The sequence below is a fragment of the Achromobacter sp. Bel genome (assembly GCF_012928505.1).
Classification (GTDB): domain Bacteria; phylum Pseudomonadota; class Gammaproteobacteria; order Burkholderiales; family Burkholderiaceae_B; genus Achromobacter.
In genome coordinates, this window is the sequence record NZ_JABBJN010000007.1 from 140,656 (window position 1) to 161,589 (window position 20,934).

A 20,934-nucleotide genomic window follows, 5' to 3' on the forward strand; every position below is an offset into this window, starting at 1 on the left:
ACGCGCCGCGCCGGCGGACGCTACAGGTGCTCGTCGCGCAGGTGATACCAACGGTACAGCAGGCCCTGCCCGATCCGACGGAACGGCGCGAACAAGTGCCCGGGCAGCGGCGAATCGTAGATGGGCAGGTCCCAGGCGGGGCCGTCCTTGCCCATCATCCGTTCAGCCAGCCGCCTGCCCGCATGCGCCGAGAACGCCACGCCGTTGCCGCCGTAGCCGAACGCGTAGTACACGGGCAACGCGGGATCCGGTTGCGTCACGCGCGGCATCATGTCGTGGCTGACGTCCACCCAGCCCCACCACGAATACGCGACCTCCACGCCGCGCAACGACGGGAACTTGCGCGCCAGGCCTTCGCGCAGCAGCGCCAGATGGCGGGGATGCTCGGCATCCGCGCCGCGCAACGCGCTGCGGCTGCCGATCTGCATGCGGCCGTCCGGCAGCAGGCGGTAGTAGAAGCGCAAGGTGCGCGTATCGGTGATGAAGACCGTGCTCTTCAACCCCGCCGCCTCGCGTTCGGCCGGTGACAGCACCCGCGTCACCAGCGAATTCGACAACACCGGCATGATGCGATTGTCCAGCAACGGGTTCACACCCTGCGCGGTATAGCCGCCCGTCGCGAACGCCACGCGGCGCGCGCGCACTACGCCCCCTGGCGTCTCCAGCAGGATGACACCGTTTTCCTTGCGCCAGCCCAGCACGGGGCTGGACGGATGCACGCGCACGCCCAGCGCGCGCGCCTGGCGCAGGTAGCCATACGCCAGCTTCAGCGGATGCACGCCCACGCCGTCCGGTTCATGCATGGCACCGACCGCTTCATGGTCGTCCACATAGCGTTCGCGCAGTTCGGTCTTGCCAAGCATCCTGGCGTCGTAACCGAACACCTCGCGCATCACGCGGGCCTCGTTCGCAAGGAACGCCATCTTCTTCTGGCGGTGCGCCGTGTACAAATGACCGCCCGGCTGCGCGTCGCAGTCCACTTGCGCGACCAGGCTCTTCCAGTATTCGAAGCCCTCGCGGATTTCCGCGTCCAGGCGGCGGGCGGTGTCCAACCCCCAGCGTTCGATCCATTGCGAGCGATACAGGCGGCCGGACGCGTTTTGCCCCTGGCCCCCATTGCGGCTGGTGCAGCCCCAGACGACGCGGTTGGCTTCCAGCACCAGCGCGCGCACGCCGAAGTCGCGCGCCAGCGTCAACGCAGCCGACAAGCCGGTGAATCCCGATCCGACGATCACCATGTCGGCATCGACATCGCCCTGGATCGGCCCGTCGTCCTCGGGCGGATCGCCGGCACTGGCGACCCAATAGGTGGGCGCGTAGTCCTGGCCCCGGCCGGGCGGCGAAACCAGCGGATCATAGGTCGGGTTATAGGCGTTGGCCCCTGGGGTGGCCGCTCGGGGCGGGCGTGAGGTGTCGAAGGGCATTTGGGTATCCATGCTTCGAATCCGTGTCCTGGGTGTTTCCGGAAAGGTCCCGGAGTGCTTCCGAGGCCCGAGGCGCGGCCTCAGGCACGGGCCGGCAAAGCCGGGCGCTGCTTGCGGAACGCGTTCTTCACGCGGATCTTGCCGTCCTGGAACGTGAAGACGTCGACCATGTCGGCTTCCACCCGCGACCCGTCCGCGGCGGTGCCGGTGAAGGTGCATTCGGACACGCCACGCTCACCCGCCACCCAATGCCGGCCGTTGTTCCATTGCGCATCGGGAAAGTTCTTCCACGCGGCGGCGAATGCCGCGCGGACCGCTTCCGGTCCGGTGTGCCGGCTGCCACACGCGTCCGGCCCCCCCACGGTCTCGAATACGCAGTCCTCGCTCATGAAACTCATCAAGGCATCGATATCGTGGCGGTTCCAGGCGGCCGCGAATTCGGCCAACATCTCCACGGTGACGGTCTTGTGCATTGCCTACCCTCCGATAGACGCCGGCGCGGCATGCGCCTGCGTACAGGATCCAAGGTACGAGAGCGGTCTGGCAGGGTCTAGAACCAGAAGCGGAAAATCGCTTGCACCAGTCACGCCGTGGCGGGCAAGAGCGTCGCGGACACTTGCCGCGGATCGATGGCGTCGCGCAGGCCGATGAACACCAGCCCTTCTGCGTCCAGGCCTTCGGGTGGCGCGGCCTGCGTGTCGTAGCGCACGCGGCGGCCCGCCCATTGCACCAGCACGAGGCCATGCCGGTCGGTGCGGACCCAGCCTTTCCCCCTTAACAGTTGTCGGGGCATCTGCCGAAGCTGCTCCGCCAGTTGATCAGCGTTCAGGGTGCCGGGGGCTTCCCAGAGCCAGCTTTGGAAAGGATGATCGGGGTCTTGATTCGGCATTGCGGCACGATGCGCGGCATGGCCGCAACCGGTATGCGCGCAATCGTGCCCCGACGCGCCCGACCCGGCGTCGCCGGACAGGCAGCGCAGATCGACGCGCCCTTCCCGGGTGTCGATCATGGCCGCGCCTTGCGTCACGTCCCGCAGCCAGGCGCGCACCTGCGTCAGGTCTTCCGGCGTCGTGAGGTCGGTCTTGTTCAGCACCAGCAGATCGGCCGCCCGCAGTTGCCGCGCCACCGTGTCGCTCAGCAGGGGATCCGCGGCCAACGCCTGTACGTTCGCGGCATCCACCAGCACCACCACGCCTTCCAGCTGCAGCAGCGGGTCGCACATCCCGACCTGCGCGATGCGCGAGGGATCCGACACACCGCTGGCTTCGATCACGATCCACTCCGGCGGCGGGTCCAGCGCCAGCACGCGCGCCAGCGCGTCGTCCAGCCCGCCGGCCATCGAACAGCAGACGCAGCCGTTGGCCAGCCGGATCACTTCGTCCGCGCGCTGCGCGACCAAGCCGGCGTCGATATCAATGGGTCCGAAGTCGTTGACCAGCACCGCCGCGCGGCGGCGGCTGGCTCCCAGCACATGATTCAGCAGCGTCGTCTTACCCGCGCCCAGAAAGCCGCCAATGACCGTCAACGGTATGCGCGCCACGCCCGTGCCGGCCATCTCAGGCCCCTTCCAGGGCCAACGGCCGCCCGCCGACGACGGTGCCCAGAACGGCAAGGTCTTTCAGCCGGTCGGCAGGCACCCTGGCGGGATCCTCGTCCAACACACAGAAGTCCGCGTACTTGCCCACTTCGATCGAACCGACCAGATGGTCCATATGCAAGGTATAGGCTGCGCCCAGCGTGACGGCGTGCAGCGCCGCGTCCACGCTGATCCGCTCGGACTCGCCCAGGACACGGCCCGACGCGGTCAGGCGGTTGACGGCGCACCAAGCGGTGAACAACGGGCCGAGCGGCGTGATCGGGGCATCGGAATGGATCGAAAACGGCACGCCCGCCCGCGCTGCCGATGCGCAGGCGTCCATGCGGTTGGCCCGGTCCGGCCCCATGGTGAGCGCGTAATGGGCGTCACCCCAATAGTAGATATGGTTGGCGAACAGGTTGGCGCACATGCCCAGGCTGGCCATCCGCCGGAACTGCGCCGCGTCGGCCATCTGGCAATGCTGCAACGTGTGCCGGTGGTCGCGGCGCGGCGTGCGGCGCAGCGCCAGGTCCACGGCCTCGATCGCGCGCTGGGTGGCTTCGTCGCCGTTCGTGTGGATGTGCAATTGCACGCCGGCGTCGTGATAGGCCTGGACCGTCGCGTCCAGTTCGGCCGGCGCGATGACCCAGATACCGTTGGGCGCGCCGTTGTAATACCCCGGCCAACGCACCCGCGCGGTAAAGCCCTGGATCGATCCATCCACCACCAGCTTGACCATACCCAGATGCAGCTTGTCGTGGTTCATCCGCTTGGCCGCCGCCAGCTTCTCCAGGCAACGCGCCGGATCGCCCGCGTAGGTCAGCGCCGACGCGGCGGGCACGATACGCACGGGATAATCCGGTTCCGCCGTAATGCGCGCCAGCGTCGCGATGCCTTCGTCGCCCAATTCATTGACCAGGTCCGTCGCGGTGGTCACGCCCGCCCACTGCGCCACCTTGCCGAACATGCGCAGCCCGTCTTCCGACAAGCCCACGGTCCGGAACGGGCTGCCGATCAGACGCATGACCGGGAACATGGCGGCGAATTCGCAAAGTTCGCCACTGGGCCGGCCGTCTTCCATCCGCGTCACGCCTTCGATGTCGGTGTCGCGGTCGATGCCTGCGCGAGCGAGCATCGGCGTATTCACGTTCATCAAGTGCATGCTGGCGTGCATGACGACGATGGGCCGCTCGGGCGACACGCGGTCCAGGTCCTGGACACGCATCCGCTGGCCGTCGAAGAAGATCGGGTCAAAGCCCCAGCCGATCAGGGTTTCGCCCTTCGGCAGGCTCTGCTCGGCGTCGCGCAGGCGGCCGGCGACCGCATCGAAGCTCTTCAGCCCGCTCCACAGGCGGCCATCCGGTCCGCGGCGGTCGTAGTAGCCCACGTACACGAATTTCCACATGCCGCCTTCGGGCAGATGGCAGTGCCCTTCCACCAGGCCGGGCATCAGCACCTTGTCCGCATACCGGTCATCCACGTCGGCCGGCCCCCAGCCGTCCAGGTCTTCCCTGCGGCCCACCCCCAGGATGCGGCCGTCCCGCACCGCCACATGGGTGGCGCGCGGTTGAGCCGGATTCATAGTCAGGATGCTGCGGGCGGCGTAGATCGTCGTCTTGCCTTCAGGCCGGGTCATCGAGGGTTCCTTGTGACGGTTGGGATCAGCCCGCAAGCGGCGCCACCAGGGCGCCGTCGCGGACCGCTACGAAATGGCAGGCGACGCGATGGCCGGGCACGACCTCGCGCAGTTCGGGCTCGCGCGCGGAACAGTCGGGCTGCGCGGCCGGACACCGCCCGGCGAAGCAGCAGCCCGGCGGCGGGTTCACCGGACTGGGCGGGTCGCCCATCAGCCGCACGCGGCGGGCGGCGGATTCGCGTCCCCCTTTGACCGTCGGCACGGCAGACATCAGCGCCACGCTGTACGGATGCAAGGGGCGCGTGAAAAAGGCGCGGCGTGACGCCTGTTCAATGATCTTGCCCAGGTACATCACCGCGATGTCGTCGCAGATGTGCTCGACCACGGCCATGTCGTGCGAAATGAACAAGAACGATTGCCCCTGTTCGCGCTGGATCCGGCGCAGCAGGTTCAGGATCTGCGCGCGGATGGCGATGTCCAGCGCCGACACGGGTTCGTCGCAGACGATCAGGTCGGGTGCACTGGCCAGCGCCCGCGCAACGTTCAAGCGCTGCCGCTGGCCACCGGAAAACTGGTGCGGAAACAGCTGGCGTTGTTCGGGCCGCAGGCCGACCAGTTCGAACATTTTGGCCACCCGCGCCTCGCGCCCGCCAGGCGGGTCGATACGCATCAGGTCCAGCGGCGCCCGCACGATGTCTTCGGCGCGCTGGCGCGGGTTCAGCGACGAATAGGGGTCCTGGAACACCAGTTGCAGCCGCCGGCGCATCTGCCGCAACGACGATCCGCCCAGGGCGGTCAGGTCCGTGCCGTCGAAATGAATCGAGCCCGACGTCGGGTCGGCCAGCCGCAGCACCGACAACGCCGTGGTGGTCTTGCCCGAGCCGGACTCGCCCACGATCGCCAGCGTGCGGCCGCGGGCCAGGTCGAACGACACGCCGTCGACCGCCTTGACCACCACCGGCTTGCCGTCGCGGCCCTTCCCGCCCACGGGAAAATGCACGGCCAGGTTCCGGACCGACAGCAATGCGGGAACGTGCGGCTGCGCCATCATGCGGCCTCCTGATAGAGCCAACAGGCCACGTCCTGGCCCTCGGCCACGCGCGCCAACGGCGGGAATTCGCTGCGGCAGCGCGCAAGCGACCGGCTGCAACGGTCCAAAAAGGGGCAGCCCACGCCGCGGTCCCACACAGACGGCACCACGCCAGGGATTTCGGGCAGGTCCGGGCGGATGTCGTCCGGTTCGCGGTCCAGTTCGGGCAGGCAGGCGATCAGCCCCTGCGTATAGGGATGGCGGGGATGCGCCAGGATCTGCCGCACGCCGCCCTGCTCGACCACCCGCCCGCCATACATGACGACGACGCGGTCAGCCATTTCGGACACCGCGCCCATGTCGTGCGTGATCAGCAGCACCGCGGTGCCACGGCGCGCCTGCTGCTCGCGCAGCAGGTCGAAAATCTGCGCCTGCACGGTGACATCCAGCGCCGTGGTCGGCTCATCGGCGATCAGCACGTCGGGGTCGCAGGCCAGCGCGATGGCGATCATCACCCGCTGGCGCATCCCGCCGGACATCTGGTGCGGATAGTCGTCCACGCGGCGCTCGGGCACCGGAATGCCCACCGACTTCAGCATGTCGATGGCGCGCACCCGGGCGTCCGCACGGCTTAAGCCCTGGTGCAGCCGCAGGGGCTCGGCGATCTGGTCGCCTACCGTGTAGACGGGGTTCAGCGCGGTCATGGGTTCCTGGAAAATCATCGAGATCTTGTTGCCGCGCACGCGCCGCATGGCCTCGTCGTCGTGCAGCGCCAGATCCGCGCCCGACAGGCGGACACGGCCCGCGCCGATCCGGCCCAACGCCGGAATCAGACGCATGATGGCCAGCGCCGTCATGCTCTTGCCGCAACCGGATTCGCCGACCAGGCACAGGGTCTCGCCCGCGCGCAGCGCGAAGCTGACTTCGCTCAACACCTCGGCCACCCGGCCGCGCGCACGGAACTCCAGGCTGAGCGACTCGACTTCCAGGGCGGGGACTTGCAGGCGGTCGTTCATGAGCGGCCCCGCGACGTGGGATTCAACGCGTCGTTCAGCCCGTCGCCGATCAGGCTGACGGCCAGCACGGTCAGGAAAATGGCCGCGCCGGGCAGCGTCACGGCCCACCAGGCCGTGAGAATGTAGGGGCGGTTGCTGCCGATCATCAGCCCCCAACTCATAATGTTCGGATCGCCCAGCCCCAGGAACGACAGGCCGGCCTCAAACAGGATCGCCGTACCGATGGCGAGCGTGGCCGACACGATCAGCGGCGCCAGCGCGTTGGGCAGGATCACCCGCCAGATGATGCGCGCGTCGCTCGCGCCAATCACGCGTTCGGCCAGCACGTACTCGCGCCGTTTCAAGCGCAGGAATTCGCCTCGTGCCAGCCGCGCCGTGCCCGTCCAGCTGACCACGCCGATCGCCACCGCGATGGTCGCAAGCGACGGCGTGAACAGCGTCACCAGTACCATCGCAAAAAGCAAGGTGGGCAGCACCTGGAAGAATTCGGTGATGCGCATCAGCGTCTCGTCGACCCAGCCGCCGTAGTAGCCGGCCAGCGCGCCGACCGTCAGACCGATGGCCATCGACAACACCGCGGCCACCACGCCCACCAGCAAGGTCGCGCGGCCGCCGTACACCATGCCGGTCAGCACATCGCGGCCCAGGTAGTCGGTGCCCAGCAGCATGTCGCCGCCCGGCGGATCCATGGGCGCGCTGGCGATTTCGAACGGATCCGCCTGCATCAGCATCGGCCCGAAGATCGTCACCGCCAGGATGGCCGTCAGCAGCAGCACGCCGAACACCGCCGAGGGGTTTCGGATGAACACCCGCAGGGCTTCATACGATTGCCTGGCCGGCGCGCGAGACGCGGTGGCCGCCACGGCGGCAAGAGGAATGGCGGAAGGGGCCTGGCTCATGATGTCTTGATCCTGGGATCGATCAGGCGGTAAGCCAGATCGGTTAGCTGATTCATCACCACCACCAGCAGCGAGGCGAACAACAAAATGCCCAACAGCGTCGGGTAGTCCCGCCGCAGCACCGAGTCGAACGCCAGCCGCCCCAGCCCCGGCCAATTGAAGACCGTTTCGACCAGGATGGCGCCGGCCAGCACGTTGCCAAACTGCAGGCCCAGCATCGTCACCACCGGCAGCACGCCGTTGCGCAGCGCGTGCTTGTACAGGACCGACCGTTCCGGCAGACCTTTGGCACGCGCCGTGCGGATGTAGTCGGCCGACAGCGCCTCCATGACGCTGGCACGCGCCAGCCGGCTGTACTGGGCCAGGTAGACGAACGCCAGCGTGAAGGCCGGCAGCGCCAGATGGTGCAGCACGTCCAGCATGCCCGCCCAACCGTCCTGCGGGCCGCCCGCCGACCGCATGTCGGACACGGGGAAGATCGGCAACGCGGACGCGAACAGGATGATGAGGATGATGCCCGTCCAGAACACCGGCGCCGAATAGCCCACCACCGACAGCAGCGTGATGCCTTGGGACAGGGGCCCGTTCGGCTTCCTGGCGGCCAGCGTGCCCAGCAGCGTGCCGACGATGAATGCGCTGAACACCGATGTCACCACCAGCAGCAGCGTGGCGGGCACGCGCTCCCAGATCAGCTGCGCCACCGGCACGTTGAAGAAGTAGGAATAGCCGAGGTCGCCGCGCAGCACCTGCGCCAGGTACAGGCCCAGTTGCACCAGAAAGGGCTTGTCCAGCCCGTACTGCGTGCGCAACTGCGCCCGCAGGTCTTCGCTGATGCCGCCCATGGAGCCGGCGATGGTTTCGACGGGATCGCCGGGCGAGATATGGATCAGCAGGAAGTTCAGCGTCACCACGGCCAGCAGCAACAGCCCCGCGTAGGCAAGACGGCGCAACAGAAAACGCAGCATGGCGGCCTCGTCTTATTGCAGGTAAACGTCGTCCAGCGGGGCCAGCATGCCCCAGATCCCCTCTGGCATGCCGTGCACTTTCTTGGACGTCAGGGTGTGGTACGGGATGACCGTCAGGAAATCGATGGGCACGTCCTCGGTCACCAGGCGCTGGAACTCGGCGTATTGCGCGCGCCGCTTTTCCATGTCGGTCTCCATGCCGGCCTGCGCCAGCAGCGCGTCCACTTTCGGATTGGCATAGGACTGCGTATTGGTCCAGATGATGTCGCGGATGTTGCTGGACAAGTAGGTGCGGTGCACGCCGATGACCGGGTCGCCCCAATTGAAGACGATGTCCGTCGTCATGTCGAAATCATGGCTGGCGATGCGCTTGGCCCACGTGGGGAAATCGGGCGAGGCGCGGACCTGCACCGCGATGCCCACTTTCTTCAGCTGGCTGCGCAGGTACTCCGCCACGTTCTTGCCCTGCACGTCAGAACCCGGCATGTAGTCGACCGTCAGCGTCAGGCGCTCGCCCTTGGCGTCTTTCTTGAAACCGGCCTCTTCCAGCAGTTGCTCGGACTTCTTCAGGTCAAGCGGGTACTTCTTCACGTCAGACGTCGCGAAGGGGCTGGTACCGACGATGGGGCCATCGGCGGGCTTGGCGAAGCCCGCATTCAACGCCTTCGTGATGAAGCCCTTGTCGGTCGCGTACGCGATCGCCTGCCGCACGCGCACGTCGTTCAACGGTTTGCGCGCCGTGTTGAAGGCCAGCCAGCTCAGCGCGCCGATGCCTTCGTAGCCACGGTTGGTCATGACGATGGCGGGGTTGTCCTTGGCGCGGCGCAAGATGGTCGGCTCGGTCATGAAGGGCAACGCCCCGATGTCGCCGCGCTCAAGGCCAATCAGCAGGTTGGTCGCATCCGGATTGATCTTCACCACGATCCGGTCCAGATAGGGCTTGCCCGGCAGGAAAAACTTGTCGAAGCGCTCCAGCACGATCTCCTGCCCCGGCTTGAACTCCTTGAACTTGAACGGGCCTGAGCCCACCACGTCCGCCGAATTCCGGGGGTGGGTCTTGATGTCCTGGCCGTCGTCGTAGATGTGCTTGGGCAACACCGGCATCAGGGCCGGCGACAGCGCAAGAAGAATCGCCGGATGCGGTTGGCTCATGCGCAGCACGGCCGTGTGGGGGTCCGGGGTGTCCACGGATTGCACGGGCGCGAACATGGTCTGGAACGGGTGGTTGTTCTTGACCGCCATGACGGAAAACGCGACGTCAGCCGACGTGACGGGCTTGCCGTCATGGAACACGGCGTCTTTGCGCAGATGCAAGGTCAGGGACTTGCCGTCGGGCGCGAGTTCCCAGGATTCGGCCAGGTAGGGTTGTGGCTTCCAGTCGGCGTCGTACCGCAGGGGACTGGCGAAGAGCTGTGCGCTGGGCAAGGCGGTCGCGGTGCCCGATTGCACGGCGCCGTTCAGGTGCCGCGGCACCTGCGTCGACCCCACCACCAGCGTGCCGCCGGGTTTGGGCGCATCCGCCGCAGCGACCCCGCCCGCCATCGCCATCACCGCCAGAATCGTTGCAAAGCCTTGTCGTGCGCTGCGCATGATTTATTCCCCTTGATGTGTTTGCTACCCGGCCATTCATGGGATGGCTTGCGCACTAGCGTAGCCACCCAATGGACCAGGCCTTAGTACCAAACAGACAGAGTCTTTGGTGCCAGCGTTGCCGTGAACACCTTCAAGGCAGGCCGGAAGGGTTTGCGGCAACGGCGCGCGCATACAGGACCGCAACCGCGCAGCTATTGACCCGGGCCTCCATGGAATCAGACCGACTCGTCAACAGCACCGGCACGCGCGTGCCCAGCACCAGCCCGGCCGTCCCGGCGCCTGCCAGCCAGGTCAGTTCCTTGTAGAGCATGTTGCCCGCCTCGATGTCCGGCACCAGCAGGATGTCGGCATCGCCCGCCACACGCGACACGATGCCCTTTTGCTCCGCCGCGTCTCGCGAGATCGCGTTGTCGAACGCCAGCGGCCCGTCGATGTCGCCGCCGCGGATCTGCTGGCGATCGGCCATTTTCGACAGGGCGGCGGCGTCCAGCGTGGCCGGCATCGACGGATTGACGGATTCGGTGGCACACAGCACGGCAAGCTTCGGACGCGGCACCCCCAGCGCCCGCGCCAGATCAATCGCGTTCTGGGCGATGTCCGCCTTTTCCTGCAAGGTTGGCGCGATGTTGACGGCGGCGTCCGTCAGGATGAACAGCTTGGGATACGCAGCGACCGCCATGACGAACGCGTGGCTGATGCGACGGTCTGTGCGCAACCCGGATTCTCGTGCCACCACGGCCGACATGAAATGGTCGGTGTGAAGGCTGCCCTTCATCAGCATGGCGGCCGCGCCGTCGCGCGCCAAGGCGGCGGCCGTGCGCGCCGCCACCTTCTCGTCATCGGGGGTATCCAAGATCTCCAAGTCGCCGGCGCGCACGCCCATCTCGGCCAGCAAGGCCGCGATGCGGCGCGCCGGCCCGACCAGCACCGGTTCGATATAACCGGCGTCCCGGGCCTGGAGCGCCGCGCCCAGACTCGACAAACACAGGGGATAGGCGACCGCGGTGCGTTGCCGCCCAGCCGATAGCGCGGCATCGCGCAGAGATTCGAACAAGCGATCGATTGCCATGGATACGTGCTCCTGCCGCGGCTGTCCGCAAAATCAGAGGAGATGCTTGCGGCGCGGCACCTGCCGCGCCGCAAGCATCGGTCAACCCTTGGCGGGTTCGATCGACAGCGGCACTTCGCCCGAATGGAACGGCTGGTTCACATACTGTTTGTACTTGTCCAGCAGACGCAGCGGCTGCTTGAGCGCATCGCGCCGGAAAGGGTCGCCCAGTTCCTGGCTGACCATCATCTCCAGCACCGTGGTCTTGCCTTCCGATTGCGCCTTGCATGCCGCCTGCAGCGCGGCGCCGACCTGATCGGCATGTTCGACGCGGATGCCTTGCGCACCCATGGCCTGCGCCAGTTCGGCGAAGTTGGGGTTGAGCAGGTTGCTGCCCACGAAGCGGCGCCCGTAGAAGTCCACCTGGTTCTTCTTTTCCGCCCCCCACTGCCCGTTATGGAAGACCACGGCCGTCACCGGAATCTTCTCGCGCACGCAGGTCAGCAATTCCTGGAAGCTCATGCACCATGCGCCGTCGCCCACGTAGGCCACGGCCGGCCGGTCGGGGCGCCCCAGTTTGGCACCGATCAGCGCCGGCAACGCATAGCCGCAGTTGCCGAAGCTCATTGCGGCCAGCATGGAGTTCGGTTCGTCGAAGCGCAGATAGCTGTTGGACACCGAGCAGATGTTGCCAATGTCGGTGGACACCATCACGTGCTTGGGCATTGCGCGTTCCAGCTCGCGCAGCATGCGGCGGGGATGCATGCGGCCGCCGCCCTGCTCGATGATGTCCAGGCTCCAGTCGTCGCGCTCATGCGACCACCCGTCCAGTTCCTTTTCCCATTCTGCCTTCTGCGACGCGATCTGGTCGCCGCGCGCCGCCTTGGTGCGGGCGCAGGCGACGTCGCGGCCCTTCAGCTTGGCGGTCAATGCCGCGGCGGCAGGCCGCGCGTCGCCGCAGATGCCCACCGACACCGGCCGCACCAGGCCCAGCATGCGGTGGTCGGCGTCCACCTGGATGATGCGCGCGCCTTGCGGCCAATAGTCCAGGCCGTGCTGCGGCAAGGTGCCGAAAGGCCCCAGCCGCGTGCCCAGCGCCAGCACCACGTCCGCTTGCGACAGCAGCTTCATGCCGGCCTTGGCGCCCTGGTAGCCCAAAGGCCCGCACCACAGCGGATGGCTGGCGGGGAACGCATCGTTGTGCAGATAGCTGGTCACGACGGGGGCGCCCAGCAATTCGGCCAGGGCCACGCATTCGGCCTGGCCTTCCGAGAACAGCACGCCGCCGCCGGCCACGATGACCGGAAACTTGGCCTCGGCCAACAAGCGGGCCGCCGCCTCCAGATCCTCTTCCGAGCCCGGCCCGCGGCGGATGCGGCGCGGCTCGGGAATCGCCACGTCGATCTCGCCATAGAAGTAGTCGCGCGGGATGTTCAACTGCGTGGGGCCGCGTTCGGCCAAGGCGTTGTCAAAGGCCTTGGCCGTGAATTCCGCCATGCGGTCCGGGCGGTTCACATGCGCCTGGTACTTGGTGATGCGGGAAAAAATAGGCAGCTGTTCGGTTTCCTGGAAGCCGCCCAGCCCCATGCCGGCGGTGCCCGTCTCGGGCGTGATCGCTACCACCGGGCTGTGCGCCCAATATGCCGCGGCCACGCCGGTCACGAAGTTGGTGATGCCCGGGCCGTTCTGCGCAATGCACACGCCATGGCGGCCGGTGACGCGCGAGTAGCCGTCCGCCATGTGCGCGGCGCCCTGCTCATGCACCGTGGGCACGAAGCGGATGCCCGCGGCGGGAAACAGGTCCAGCGCATCCATGAAGGCCGAACCGACAATGCCGAATACGTCTTTGACGCCCTGGGCGACCAGCGTTTCGACAAACGCTTCGCTGGGGGTCATGTGTTGCTTGCTGCTCATGGTCTCTCTCCTGGCAGGCCGGCGCTTGTGTGGTTGCATCGTGGCCGGGGTGAATCGATACTGCCGGAGAAAACCGGCGCGTCCCACCCCATGGCGTTTCATTTTCTGCAAAATCCGTGCGACGATAGGCCGTTGGCCGCCGAATCTTCAATTATTGAAAGATGAAAGACGAATCCTCCGCCGCGTTGCGCGCGCTGACCTTGCTGGAACAGGTCGCCCGATCCGAAACCCCCGTGTCGCTGGCGGCGCTGACCGACGCCACCGGCCTGCCCAAACCGTCCGTGCTGCGCATCCTGACGCGGCTGGTCGAAGCCGGCATGCTGCTGCGCGAACCCGCCGGCAAAAGCTATGTCAGCGGTCCGCGCCTGAGCGCGCTGGCGCGCGAGACGCTGCTGAATTCCCCGTTGCGCGGGGAACGCCACCGCATCCTGGACAGCCTGGTCGATGAAATCGGCGAAACCTGCAACTGCACCATGCTGGACGGCGACGAGGTCATCTATCTGGACCGCGTGGAAACCGCCTGGCCGCTGCGCGTGAACCTGCAGACCGGCTCGCGGGTGCCGCTGCATTGTTCGGCCAGCGGCAAACTGTTCCTGGCCCACATGCGGCGCGAGCCGCGCGCGCGCCTGCTGGCCGCCGCCCCCTTGCCGCGCTATACGCCCAACACCCTGTGCGACGTGGCCTCGCTTGAGCACGAATTACGCGTCATCAAGAAGGAAGGCGCCAGCTTCGACCGCGAAGAGTTCCTGCTGGGCATCGTCTGCATGGCCGTGCCCATCCTGCACGGGCCGCGTGTCATCGCCGCCGTGGCCCTGCACGCGCCGGTGGCCCGCCTGTCCATCGACGGCGCGCGGGCGTGGCTGCCGCGCATGCAGGCTGCCGCCCGCGCACTGGCCAGCACGTACGAGCCGCAGCCGTAGCGGCAACCGGCGTCACGACTCGTTCCACGCCCCCCGCCCTTGTGCGCGCCCCCTATTTATCTGAGCATGCCGCCCGCCCAGGCGGCGGCCAAGCCCTGCCCAGGGCTTACACTGTCGGTCGACTCCGCTTTTCGCTTTCTTGCGATCCCCCTATTGTGACCAACACGCCCTTCTCCACCCTGCCCCTCTTGCCCGCCCTGCTCGACAACCTGCAAAGCCTGGGGTTCGAGCAAATGACGCCCATCCAGGCGCAAAGCCTGCCGCTTATCCTGGAAGGCCGCGACATCATCGCGCAGGCCAAGACCGGCAGCGGCAAGACCGCGGCGTTCGGCCTGGGCGTGCTGCAAAAGCTGGACACGAGCCGGTTGACGCCCCAGGCGCTGCTGGTCTGTCCCACCCGCGAACTGGCCGACCAGGTGGCGCAGGAACTGCGCCGGCTGGCGCGCCTGATCCCCAACGTCAAGATCCTGACCCTGTGCGGCGGCGCGGCCGCCCGCCCCCAGGCCGAATCGCTGGCGCGCGGCGCCCATCTGGTCGTCGGCACGCCCGGCCGCATCCAGGACCACCTGACGCGCGGCAGCCTGGAGTTGTCCGGTTTGACCACGCTGGTGCTGGACGAAGCCGACCGCATGGTCGACATGGGCTTCTACGACGACATCGTCGCCATCGCCTCGCACTGCCCCACCAAGCGCCAGACGCTGCTGTTTTCGGCCACCTACCCGGACAACATCCGCAAGCTCAGCGCCCGCTTCCTGCGCAACCCCGCCGAGGTGAAGGTGGAAGCGCAGCACGACGCCAGCCGCATCGAGCAGATCTTCTACGAAATCGACGGTAAAGACCGCCTGGACGCCGTGGCCCGCCTGCTGGCGCATTTCCGTCCGGTCTCCACGCTGGCCTTCTGCAACACCAAGATCCGCAGCCACGATCTGGTCGAACGGCTGCAGGCCGACGGCATCAGCGCCCAAGCCTTGAACGGCGACCTGGAACAGCGCGAGCGCGACGAGATCCTGATCCAGTTCGCCAACCAGAGCTGCGCCGTGCTGGTCGCCACCGACGTGGCCGCCCGCGGGCTGGACATCCAGAACCTGGGCGCCGTGATCAACGTGGACGTCACCAAAGACACCGAAGTCCACGTCCACCGTATCGGCCGCAGCGGCCGGGGCGACCAGAAGGGCCTGGCGCTCAGTCTGTGTTCGCCCGACGAAATGCGCTGGGCCAATCTGGTCGAGCAATACCAGGGTTCGCCCCTGAAGTGGGGCGACATCAAGTCGCTGAAACCCAAGGCCGACCGCCCCCTGCGCGCGCCGATGGTCACGCTGTGCATCCAGGGTGGCAAGAAAGACAAGCTGCGCCCGGGCGATCTGCTGGGCGCCCTGACCGGCGACGGCGGCCTGACCTTCGAGCAGGTCGGCAAGATCAACATCACCGAATTCAATTCCTACGTGGCCCTGGACCGCCAGATCGCCAAGCAGGTGTTCTCGCGCGTGTCCAACAGCAACATCAAGGGCCGCCGGTTCCGCATGCGGTTCCTCGAAGAATTTTGATTGCTGCCGCGACAGCGTTTTTTTCGGCGTAACGGTCGAAAGACCACGATGAAAGCTTGATGATTTTGCTGGGGTTTTGCCATAATGGCCCGGCCCGGCCCGGTGTGTCCGCGGCAATCGCGACACGCCGGACGTGGAACCAAAGGTCAACGGCATGCTCCAACGAGCCGCTGTCCCCTTAACCATCACAAGAGAAACTCACCATGATCAAATCCGACGATACCGGCAAGCTGATCCTGCGCCTGACCCTCGGCATTCTGATTCTGCTCCATGGCCTGTCCAAATTGATGGGCAACGGCGTCACAGGCATCAGCGGCATGCTGTCGTCGCACGGATTGCCAGGCTTTCTGGCCTATGGCGTCTATATCGGCGAAATCATCGCGCCAGTCCTGCTCATCATCGGCGTCTACACCCGTCTTGGCGGATTGGTAATCGCCATCAACATGGTGGTCGCGATCCTGCTGGCCCATACCGGCCAACTGGGCAGCATCACCAACACCGGCGGCTGGGCGCTGGAACTGCAAGGCATGTTCCTCTTCACCGCCCTGGCCATTGCCTTCATGGGCGCCGGCCGATTCAGCCTGGCCGGTAGCGGCGGCCGCTGGAACTGACGCGTGGGACCGCGTCGCGCCGGTTGACGGCGCGACGCACGAAAAACGGGGTCGCTCAGGCGGCCCCGTTGCTTTTCCGGCAGAGATTGATACCAACGACACGCGCCGTCACGCAAGCGCAAACATCCGTCACCTGAAAGCTGTTTCGGAACGATTACAGGCGCGAACTCGCGCCCCGGGGTATGGCCTAATCCGTATCAGCGCATCAGGCAATGCACCGCACGCCCGGCGCTGGTTTGGAGTACTGACATGAAGAAGCGTCTGCTGCTGGTGCTGGCGATAGCCAGTTCGTTGACCGGATGCGTGGTGGTGCCGGCCCGACCGGGCTACTACCGCCCGGCCCCCGTCTATTACACGCCGCACTACTATTACCCGGCGTACCCCGCACCGCATTATTACTACCGCGGATATTGACCCTCGCAACCGAGGCGATCAGGAACAGCCATGACATCTTCCGTCCGGATTTCCCGCTTGCGGCCCTTGGCCACCGCAACCCTGCTGGCGGCCTGCGCCAGCGCGGCCGCGCAGACCTACGCCCCGCCCCCCGCGCCACCGGCGCCCGTTGCCCCCGCCTATGACAGCAGCGACCCCGCCAACGCCAACCTGGCGCTGGTGGACCGCAGCCCCGAGCCGCCCCCGCCACTGCCTGTCTATGTGCAGCCGCCCGCGCCGGCCGACGGCTACATGTGGGTGCCCGGCTATTGGAGCCGCAACCGCTACGGCTATTTCTGGGTGCCCGGCGCCTGGGTGATGGCGCCCTACAACGGCGCGCTCTGGACGCCGGGGTACTGGGGATTCGTGAACGGCCTGTATATCTGGAACGCCGGCTATTGGGGTCCCCACGTGGGCTTCTATGGCGGTATCAACTATGGCTTCGGCTACGTCGGCATCGGCTATGTCGGGGGTTACTGGAAACGCGACCGCTTCTACTACAACCGGTCCGTGACGAATGTGAACGTCACCCGCGTCACCAATGTCTACAACCACACCGTCATCGTCAACAACGTGGACAACCGGCGCGTCAGCTACCACGGCGGTCCCGACGGCATCCGCCGCAACGCCGACCCCCGTGAACTGGCCGCCCGCAACGACCGGCACGCGCCGCCCACTGACATGCAGCGCGGCTTCGTGCGCGACGCGGGCAACAACCGCGCGCAGTTCTACGAACATAACAAGGGTCGTCCGCCCCAGGCGTTCGTCGACCATCCCAACAACAACGGCCGCGCGCCCGACACGCAGCGCCCTGGCGGCGATGCGCGCCCGGGGAACGGTCCCGGGAATGGTCCGGGCAACGGGCGGGACCATGGACGCGATAATCGGCCTGGCGACGCCACCCCGCCTCGCGGCCCGCAGCAGACGCCGGGGCAAACCGTCACGGGCACGACGCGCCCGCAATCGCCGGCGCCACAGCAGGCACGGGATCCCGGGCGGGACCCGCAACAGCAACAGCGCGCGCAGCAGCAGCAGCAGCAGCAGCAGCAGCAGCAGCAGCAAGCCCGCGAGCAGCAGATTCGCCAGCAACAGGCCCGCGAGCAACAAGCGCAGCAGGCGGCCCGGCCGCAGCAAAGCCGGGATCAGCAACCGCAGGCGCGGCAAGCCCGCGAGCCACAACAGTCGCGCCAGCAGCAGGCCCGCGATTCACAGCAACCGCAAGCGCGGGAACCACAGCATCAGCAACACCAGCAGGCGCAGCAGCAAGCGCAGCAACAGGCGCAGCAACAGGCGCGCCAGCAGGCTTCTCCCCGGCCTGAAAATCGCCCGCCGCAACAAGGCGGCGGAGGCGGCGGCCGTGAAGCGCAACGCGGCGAGGGCCGGGGCGGGCCGAACCGCGACTGAACCAGGGCCCGTTCACACTAAAAGAAGCCCCTTGCACAGGCCCTGGACCCCTGCAAGCGGCAGGACTACAGTAGGCACTTTGCCGCGCGCGTCCACCGCGTGGCGCACCCGATACCGGAGCTTCCCATGAATCGCCTTGTCTCTTGCTTGATGCTCTGCGGCCTGCTGGCCGGCACCTCGGCCCAAGCGGCCCTGAACGTGGGTGCGCCCGCGCCCGACTTCAGCACCCAGGCTTCGCTGGGCGGCAATGTCTTCACCTTCAAGCTGAACGAGGCCCTGAAGCAAGGCCCGGTCGTGCTGTATTTTTTCCCGGCCGCGTTTTCCAAAGGCTGCACGATCGAAGCGCATAACTTCGCCGAAGCCACGGATGAATACAAGTCGTTGGGGGCCACCATCATCGGCGTGTCGACGGACGATATCGCCACGCTGAACAAATTCTCGGTCAGCGAATGCCGCAGCAAATTCGCCGTGGCGGCCGATGGCGACGGCAAGATCATGAAGGCCTATGACGCCGTGCATGACAAGCGGCCCGATTACGCGCAACGGGTGTCCTACGTGATCTCGCCGCAAGGCAAGATCCTGTATGAATTCACGGACATGAACCCTGATTCGCACGTGGCCAACACCCTGCGCGCGCTGCGCGACTGGAAGGCCAGACAATAACGGGCAACCGCCCCGGGCGGCGCCCGGGGATTGGCGCTGGCGGCCTGCTAATTGAACGGCCAGACCGGAGGATGCGTGCCAGGCGGACTGGACGGGCGCGTCCAACGCGCCGGCGTTTCAGAGAACCGCGCGGCATGGCGCACGGCCAGCAATTCGCCGAAGCCCGAGGGCTCGGTCTCCAGCAAGCCTTCGAATCCCGGCATCGGGCAGGCAAGCCCGCCATCCACCCGGCCCAGGCTGCGCAGCCAGTGCGCGGTCTGCGCCAGCGACACGCGGACATGCCAACTACCGCCTTCGGTTGCCTGCCGCGCCAGCGCGGCTTGCGCACCGAATGCCATCAGGTATCCCGACGCATGGTCCAGTATCTGCATGGGCAGCGGTTTCGGCGCGTCCTGGCCGGCGGCCTGCGCCTCGGCATGGTTGAAACCCGTGGCGGTCTGCACCAGGGAATCGAATCCCCGCCGGTTGGCCCAGGGGCCGACGTTGCCGTAGGCCGATAGCGACACATAGACGATGCCCGGCCGGATGCGGGCCGCGTCCTGCGGGCCGAAGCCCAGCGCCGCCAACCCGCCAGGCCGGTAGCCTTGCACCAGCACGTGCGCGCTGCGCAGCAGATTGCCCAGCGCGATGCGGCCGTCCGCAGTATCCAGGTCGGCCAGCACGGACAACTTGCCGCGGCTGGTGTCGATGATGTTGTCGATATTGGGTAACTGCGGCGAATTCACGAGCATCACGTCGGCGCCATAGGCGGCCAGCGCGCGGCCGCAGACCGGCCCCGCGATGATGCGGGTCAGGTCAAGCACGCGGATGTCTTTCAGCGGCCGGGCGTCCTGGCCGTATTTGGGCAGGGGCCGCGGATCGGCCTCGCCGATGCGCTCGATCGTCATCAACGGCTGGGAGGCGATGGCCTGGCCTTGCGCGTGGCGGTCCCATTCGTCGAAGCTGCGCATGGCGGACACCACCATGCCGGCATCGGCGGCGACCTGTTCGAAGTCCAGCGCCTTCCAGCGGCTCAACGCGCGCTCCACGGTTTCACGCGTGGTGCCCTCGCCGATAGGACAGCCCAGCAGCGCCAGCGCACCGTCGCGATGGTGCGCAAAATTGGCATGGATGCGCACCCAACCCCCGTCCCCACAGCGGTACACGCCGCTGATGGGATCCCACGGATTGGGCGTCAGGCCGTTGATCTTGAAATGGCTGCGGCACTCCTGGGCGGCATGCAGCATGTCGACGCTGACTTGCTGCCGGGCGCCACCCCGCAGGTGCCAAAGCTCGGCTGCGGCCAGGGCGGCGGCGGCCATGCTGGCTTGCGCCGCCGCGCCGACCGCAAAAGACGAGGGCACCACCGGATCCGCGCCGGTCAGCAGCACGTGCTCCAGCGACTCGTCGGGGAGGTCAAGCGAACGCCAGAGGGCCTGCAGGACGTCGCGGGACGTCTTGCCGGCGGAGGTACGTCCCCTCAGAAAGGACGGGCGGAGGTCCATCAGATTTCCCATAGCGTTCAACTTTGCTCTTGTCGTTAATGGGATTACATGGCGCGGGGCCAGGCCCGTCAATACGTACGCAGCGCCAGCGTGTTTCATGGTTTGACCGCGACCGCACGGTACCCGCGCCGAGTTGGCCCTGTACCCCGCCCTCCTGCCGACGCGAATCCCCCGTCACATCTACTCGTAGTTTTTACATCGTCTTCCATGCCCGGACCGCAAGCTAGAATGCCAGCCTCACTGGCCCGGACCCGCCAGTCCGCCGATCCCGCCCTGTACCACACTGGACCGCCCTGGATGAATACGCTGCTCTGGCTGCGCACCGATCTGCGCCTGCACGACAACCCCGCACTGGCCGCCGCCGCGGAGAATGGCACGGTCACCGCCCTGTTCCTGGCTTCGCCCGGACAGTGGCGCCGGCATGGCGACGCGCCAGCCAAGGTGGATTTCTGGTTGCGCAACCTGCGCGAGCTTGCGGGCGATCTGGGCAAGCTGGGCATTCCCCTCAAATTGTTGACGGTTGCCGATTGGGACGCGGCTCCTCGTGCCATCGCCGGCTTCTGCCGGGCGCACGCCATCGCGCAAGTCCATGCCAACACCGAATGGGCCATCAACGAACGCCGCCGCGACGCGGCGGTGGCCCAGGCGCTGCAGGCGGATGGCGTGGATTGGACCCTGCACCACGGCGCCTCGCTGCTGCGCCCAGGCACGGTGCTGACCGGTAAAGGCGAGTGCTACCGTGTCTACACGCCGTACGCACGCACCTGCCGGGAAC

19 protein-coding genes are annotated in these 20,934 nt (G+C 66.9%); 7 read left to right on the top strand and 12 right to left on the bottom strand.

Annotated features, from left to right (window positions below; genetic code table 11):
• Nucleotides 1-20: 20 nt before the first annotated feature.
• The 11 genes from HG262_RS07160 to xsc all read right to left on the bottom strand — a co-directional run bounded on the left by HG262_RS07160 (nucleotide 21) and on the right by xsc (nucleotide 13,101).
• Nucleotides 21-1,436, bottom strand: coding sequence for an FAD-dependent oxidoreductase (locus HG262_RS07160; protein WP_169270354.1), 1,416 nt, complete (start codon nucleotides 1,434-1,436; stop codon nucleotides 21-23).
• 68 nt (nucleotides 1,437-1,504) lie between these two features.
• The gene (locus HG262_RS07165; RefSeq protein WP_169270355.1) at nucleotides 1,505-1,897 is read right to left on the bottom strand and encodes a nuclear transport factor 2 family protein; all 393 of its coding nucleotides are present in this window, start codon (nucleotides 1,895-1,897) and stop codon (nucleotides 1,505-1,507) included.
• A 110-nt stretch (nucleotides 1,898-2,007) separates the two neighbouring features.
• On the bottom strand, nucleotides 2,008-2,979 hold the full coding sequence (locus HG262_RS07170; RefSeq protein ID WP_169270356.1) for a GTP-binding protein: 972 nt from the start codon (nucleotides 2,977-2,979) through the stop codon (nucleotides 2,008-2,010).
• A 1-nt stretch (nucleotide 2,980) separates the two neighbouring features.
• Nucleotides 2,981-4,636, bottom strand: coding sequence for an amidohydrolase (locus tag HG262_RS07175; RefSeq protein WP_169270357.1), 1,656 nt, complete (start codon nucleotides 4,634-4,636; stop codon nucleotides 2,981-2,983).
• 25 nt (nucleotides 4,637-4,661) lie between these two features.
• Complete coding sequence (locus HG262_RS07180; protein WP_211186990.1) at nucleotides 4,662-5,687, bottom strand: oligopeptide/dipeptide ABC transporter ATP-binding protein; 1,026 nt, start codon at nucleotides 5,685-5,687, stop codon at nucleotides 4,662-4,664.
• Nucleotides 5,684-6,682 carry an ABC transporter ATP-binding protein gene (locus HG262_RS07185; RefSeq protein ID WP_169270358.1) on the bottom strand — a complete coding sequence of 333 codons (999 nt, stop codon included), beginning with the start codon at nucleotides 6,680-6,682 and terminating at the stop codon, nucleotides 5,684-5,686. The genes HG262_RS07180 and HG262_RS07185 overlap by 4 nt, the downstream gene beginning before the upstream one ends.
• Nucleotides 6,679-7,581, bottom strand: a complete 903-nt coding sequence (locus HG262_RS07190) for an ABC transporter permease (RefSeq protein WP_169270359.1) — start codon at nucleotides 7,579-7,581, stop codon at nucleotides 6,679-6,681. Before HG262_RS07190 ends, HG262_RS07185 begins: the two co-directional genes overlap by 4 nt.
• A complete protein-coding gene (locus HG262_RS07195; protein ID WP_169270360.1) occupies nucleotides 7,578-8,546 on the bottom strand; it encodes an ABC transporter permease in 969 nt (322 codons plus the stop codon). The genes HG262_RS07190 and HG262_RS07195 overlap by 4 nt, the downstream gene beginning before the upstream one ends.
• Nucleotides 8,547-8,558: 12 nt before the next feature.
• Entirely contained in the window at nucleotides 8,559-10,136 is a 1,578-nt protein-coding gene (locus HG262_RS07200) for an ABC transporter substrate-binding protein (protein ID WP_169270361.1), read from the bottom strand.
• Between the two features lie 133 nt (nucleotides 10,137-10,269).
• Nucleotides 10,270-11,208, bottom strand: coding sequence for a bifunctional enoyl-CoA hydratase/phosphate acetyltransferase (locus HG262_RS07205; RefSeq protein WP_169270362.1), 939 nt, complete (start codon nucleotides 11,206-11,208; stop codon nucleotides 10,270-10,272).
• Nucleotides 11,209-11,289: 81 nt separating this feature from the next.
• Complete coding sequence (gene xsc / locus HG262_RS07210) at nucleotides 11,290-13,101, bottom strand: sulfoacetaldehyde acetyltransferase (RefSeq protein ID WP_169270363.1); 1,812 nt, start codon at nucleotides 13,099-13,101, stop codon at nucleotides 11,290-11,292.
• A 161-nt stretch (nucleotides 13,102-13,262) separates the two neighbouring features.
• Between xsc and HG262_RS07215 the strand changes: the two genes are divergently transcribed.
• The 6 genes from HG262_RS07215 (at nucleotide 13,263) to HG262_RS07240 (ending at nucleotide 18,675) form a co-directional block, all read left to right on the top strand.
• Nucleotides 13,263-14,021, top strand: coding sequence for an IclR family transcriptional regulator (locus HG262_RS07215; protein WP_169270364.1), 759 nt, complete (start codon nucleotides 13,263-13,265; stop codon nucleotides 14,019-14,021).
• Nucleotides 14,022-14,176: 155 nt separating this feature from the next.
• The gene (dbpA, locus tag HG262_RS07220) at nucleotides 14,177-15,565 is read left to right on the top strand and encodes an ATP-dependent RNA helicase DbpA (protein WP_169270365.1); all 1,389 of its coding nucleotides are present in this window, start codon (nucleotides 14,177-14,179) and stop codon (nucleotides 15,563-15,565) included.
• 203 nt (nucleotides 15,566-15,768) lie between these two features.
• A complete protein-coding gene (locus HG262_RS07225; RefSeq protein WP_169270366.1) occupies nucleotides 15,769-16,176 on the top strand; it encodes a DoxX family protein in 408 nt (135 codons plus the stop codon).
• A 249-nt stretch (nucleotides 16,177-16,425) separates the two neighbouring features.
• The gene (locus HG262_RS07230) at nucleotides 16,426-16,590 is read left to right on the top strand and encodes a hypothetical protein (protein ID WP_169270367.1); all 165 of its coding nucleotides are present in this window, start codon (nucleotides 16,426-16,428) and stop codon (nucleotides 16,588-16,590) included.
• 30 nt (nucleotides 16,591-16,620) lie between these two features.
• Nucleotides 16,621-18,012: an adenylate cyclase gene (locus HG262_RS07235; RefSeq protein WP_169270368.1), complete on the top strand. Its 1,392-nt coding sequence runs from the start codon at nucleotides 16,621-16,623 to the stop codon at nucleotides 18,010-18,012.
• Nucleotides 18,013-18,138: 126 nt separating this feature from the next.
• Nucleotides 18,139-18,675 (top strand): peroxiredoxin, encoded by a 537-nt coding sequence (locus HG262_RS07240; RefSeq protein ID WP_169270369.1) that lies wholly within the window; start codon nucleotides 18,139-18,141, stop codon nucleotides 18,673-18,675.
• A 47-nt stretch (nucleotides 18,676-18,722) separates the two neighbouring features.
• On the opposite strand, the gene HG262_RS07245 is transcribed toward HG262_RS07240, so the two are convergent.
• On the bottom strand, nucleotides 18,723-20,171 hold the full coding sequence (locus HG262_RS07245; RefSeq protein WP_169270370.1) for a CoA transferase: 1,449 nt from the start codon (nucleotides 20,169-20,171) through the stop codon (nucleotides 18,723-18,725).
• A gap of 285 nt (nucleotides 20,172-20,456) precedes the next feature.
• Between HG262_RS07245 and HG262_RS07250 the strand changes: the two genes are divergently transcribed.
• Nucleotides 20,457-20,934: deoxyribodipyrimidine photo-lyase (locus HG262_RS07250; RefSeq protein ID WP_169270371.1), on the top strand; the 478-nt coding region annotated here is incomplete at its 3' end.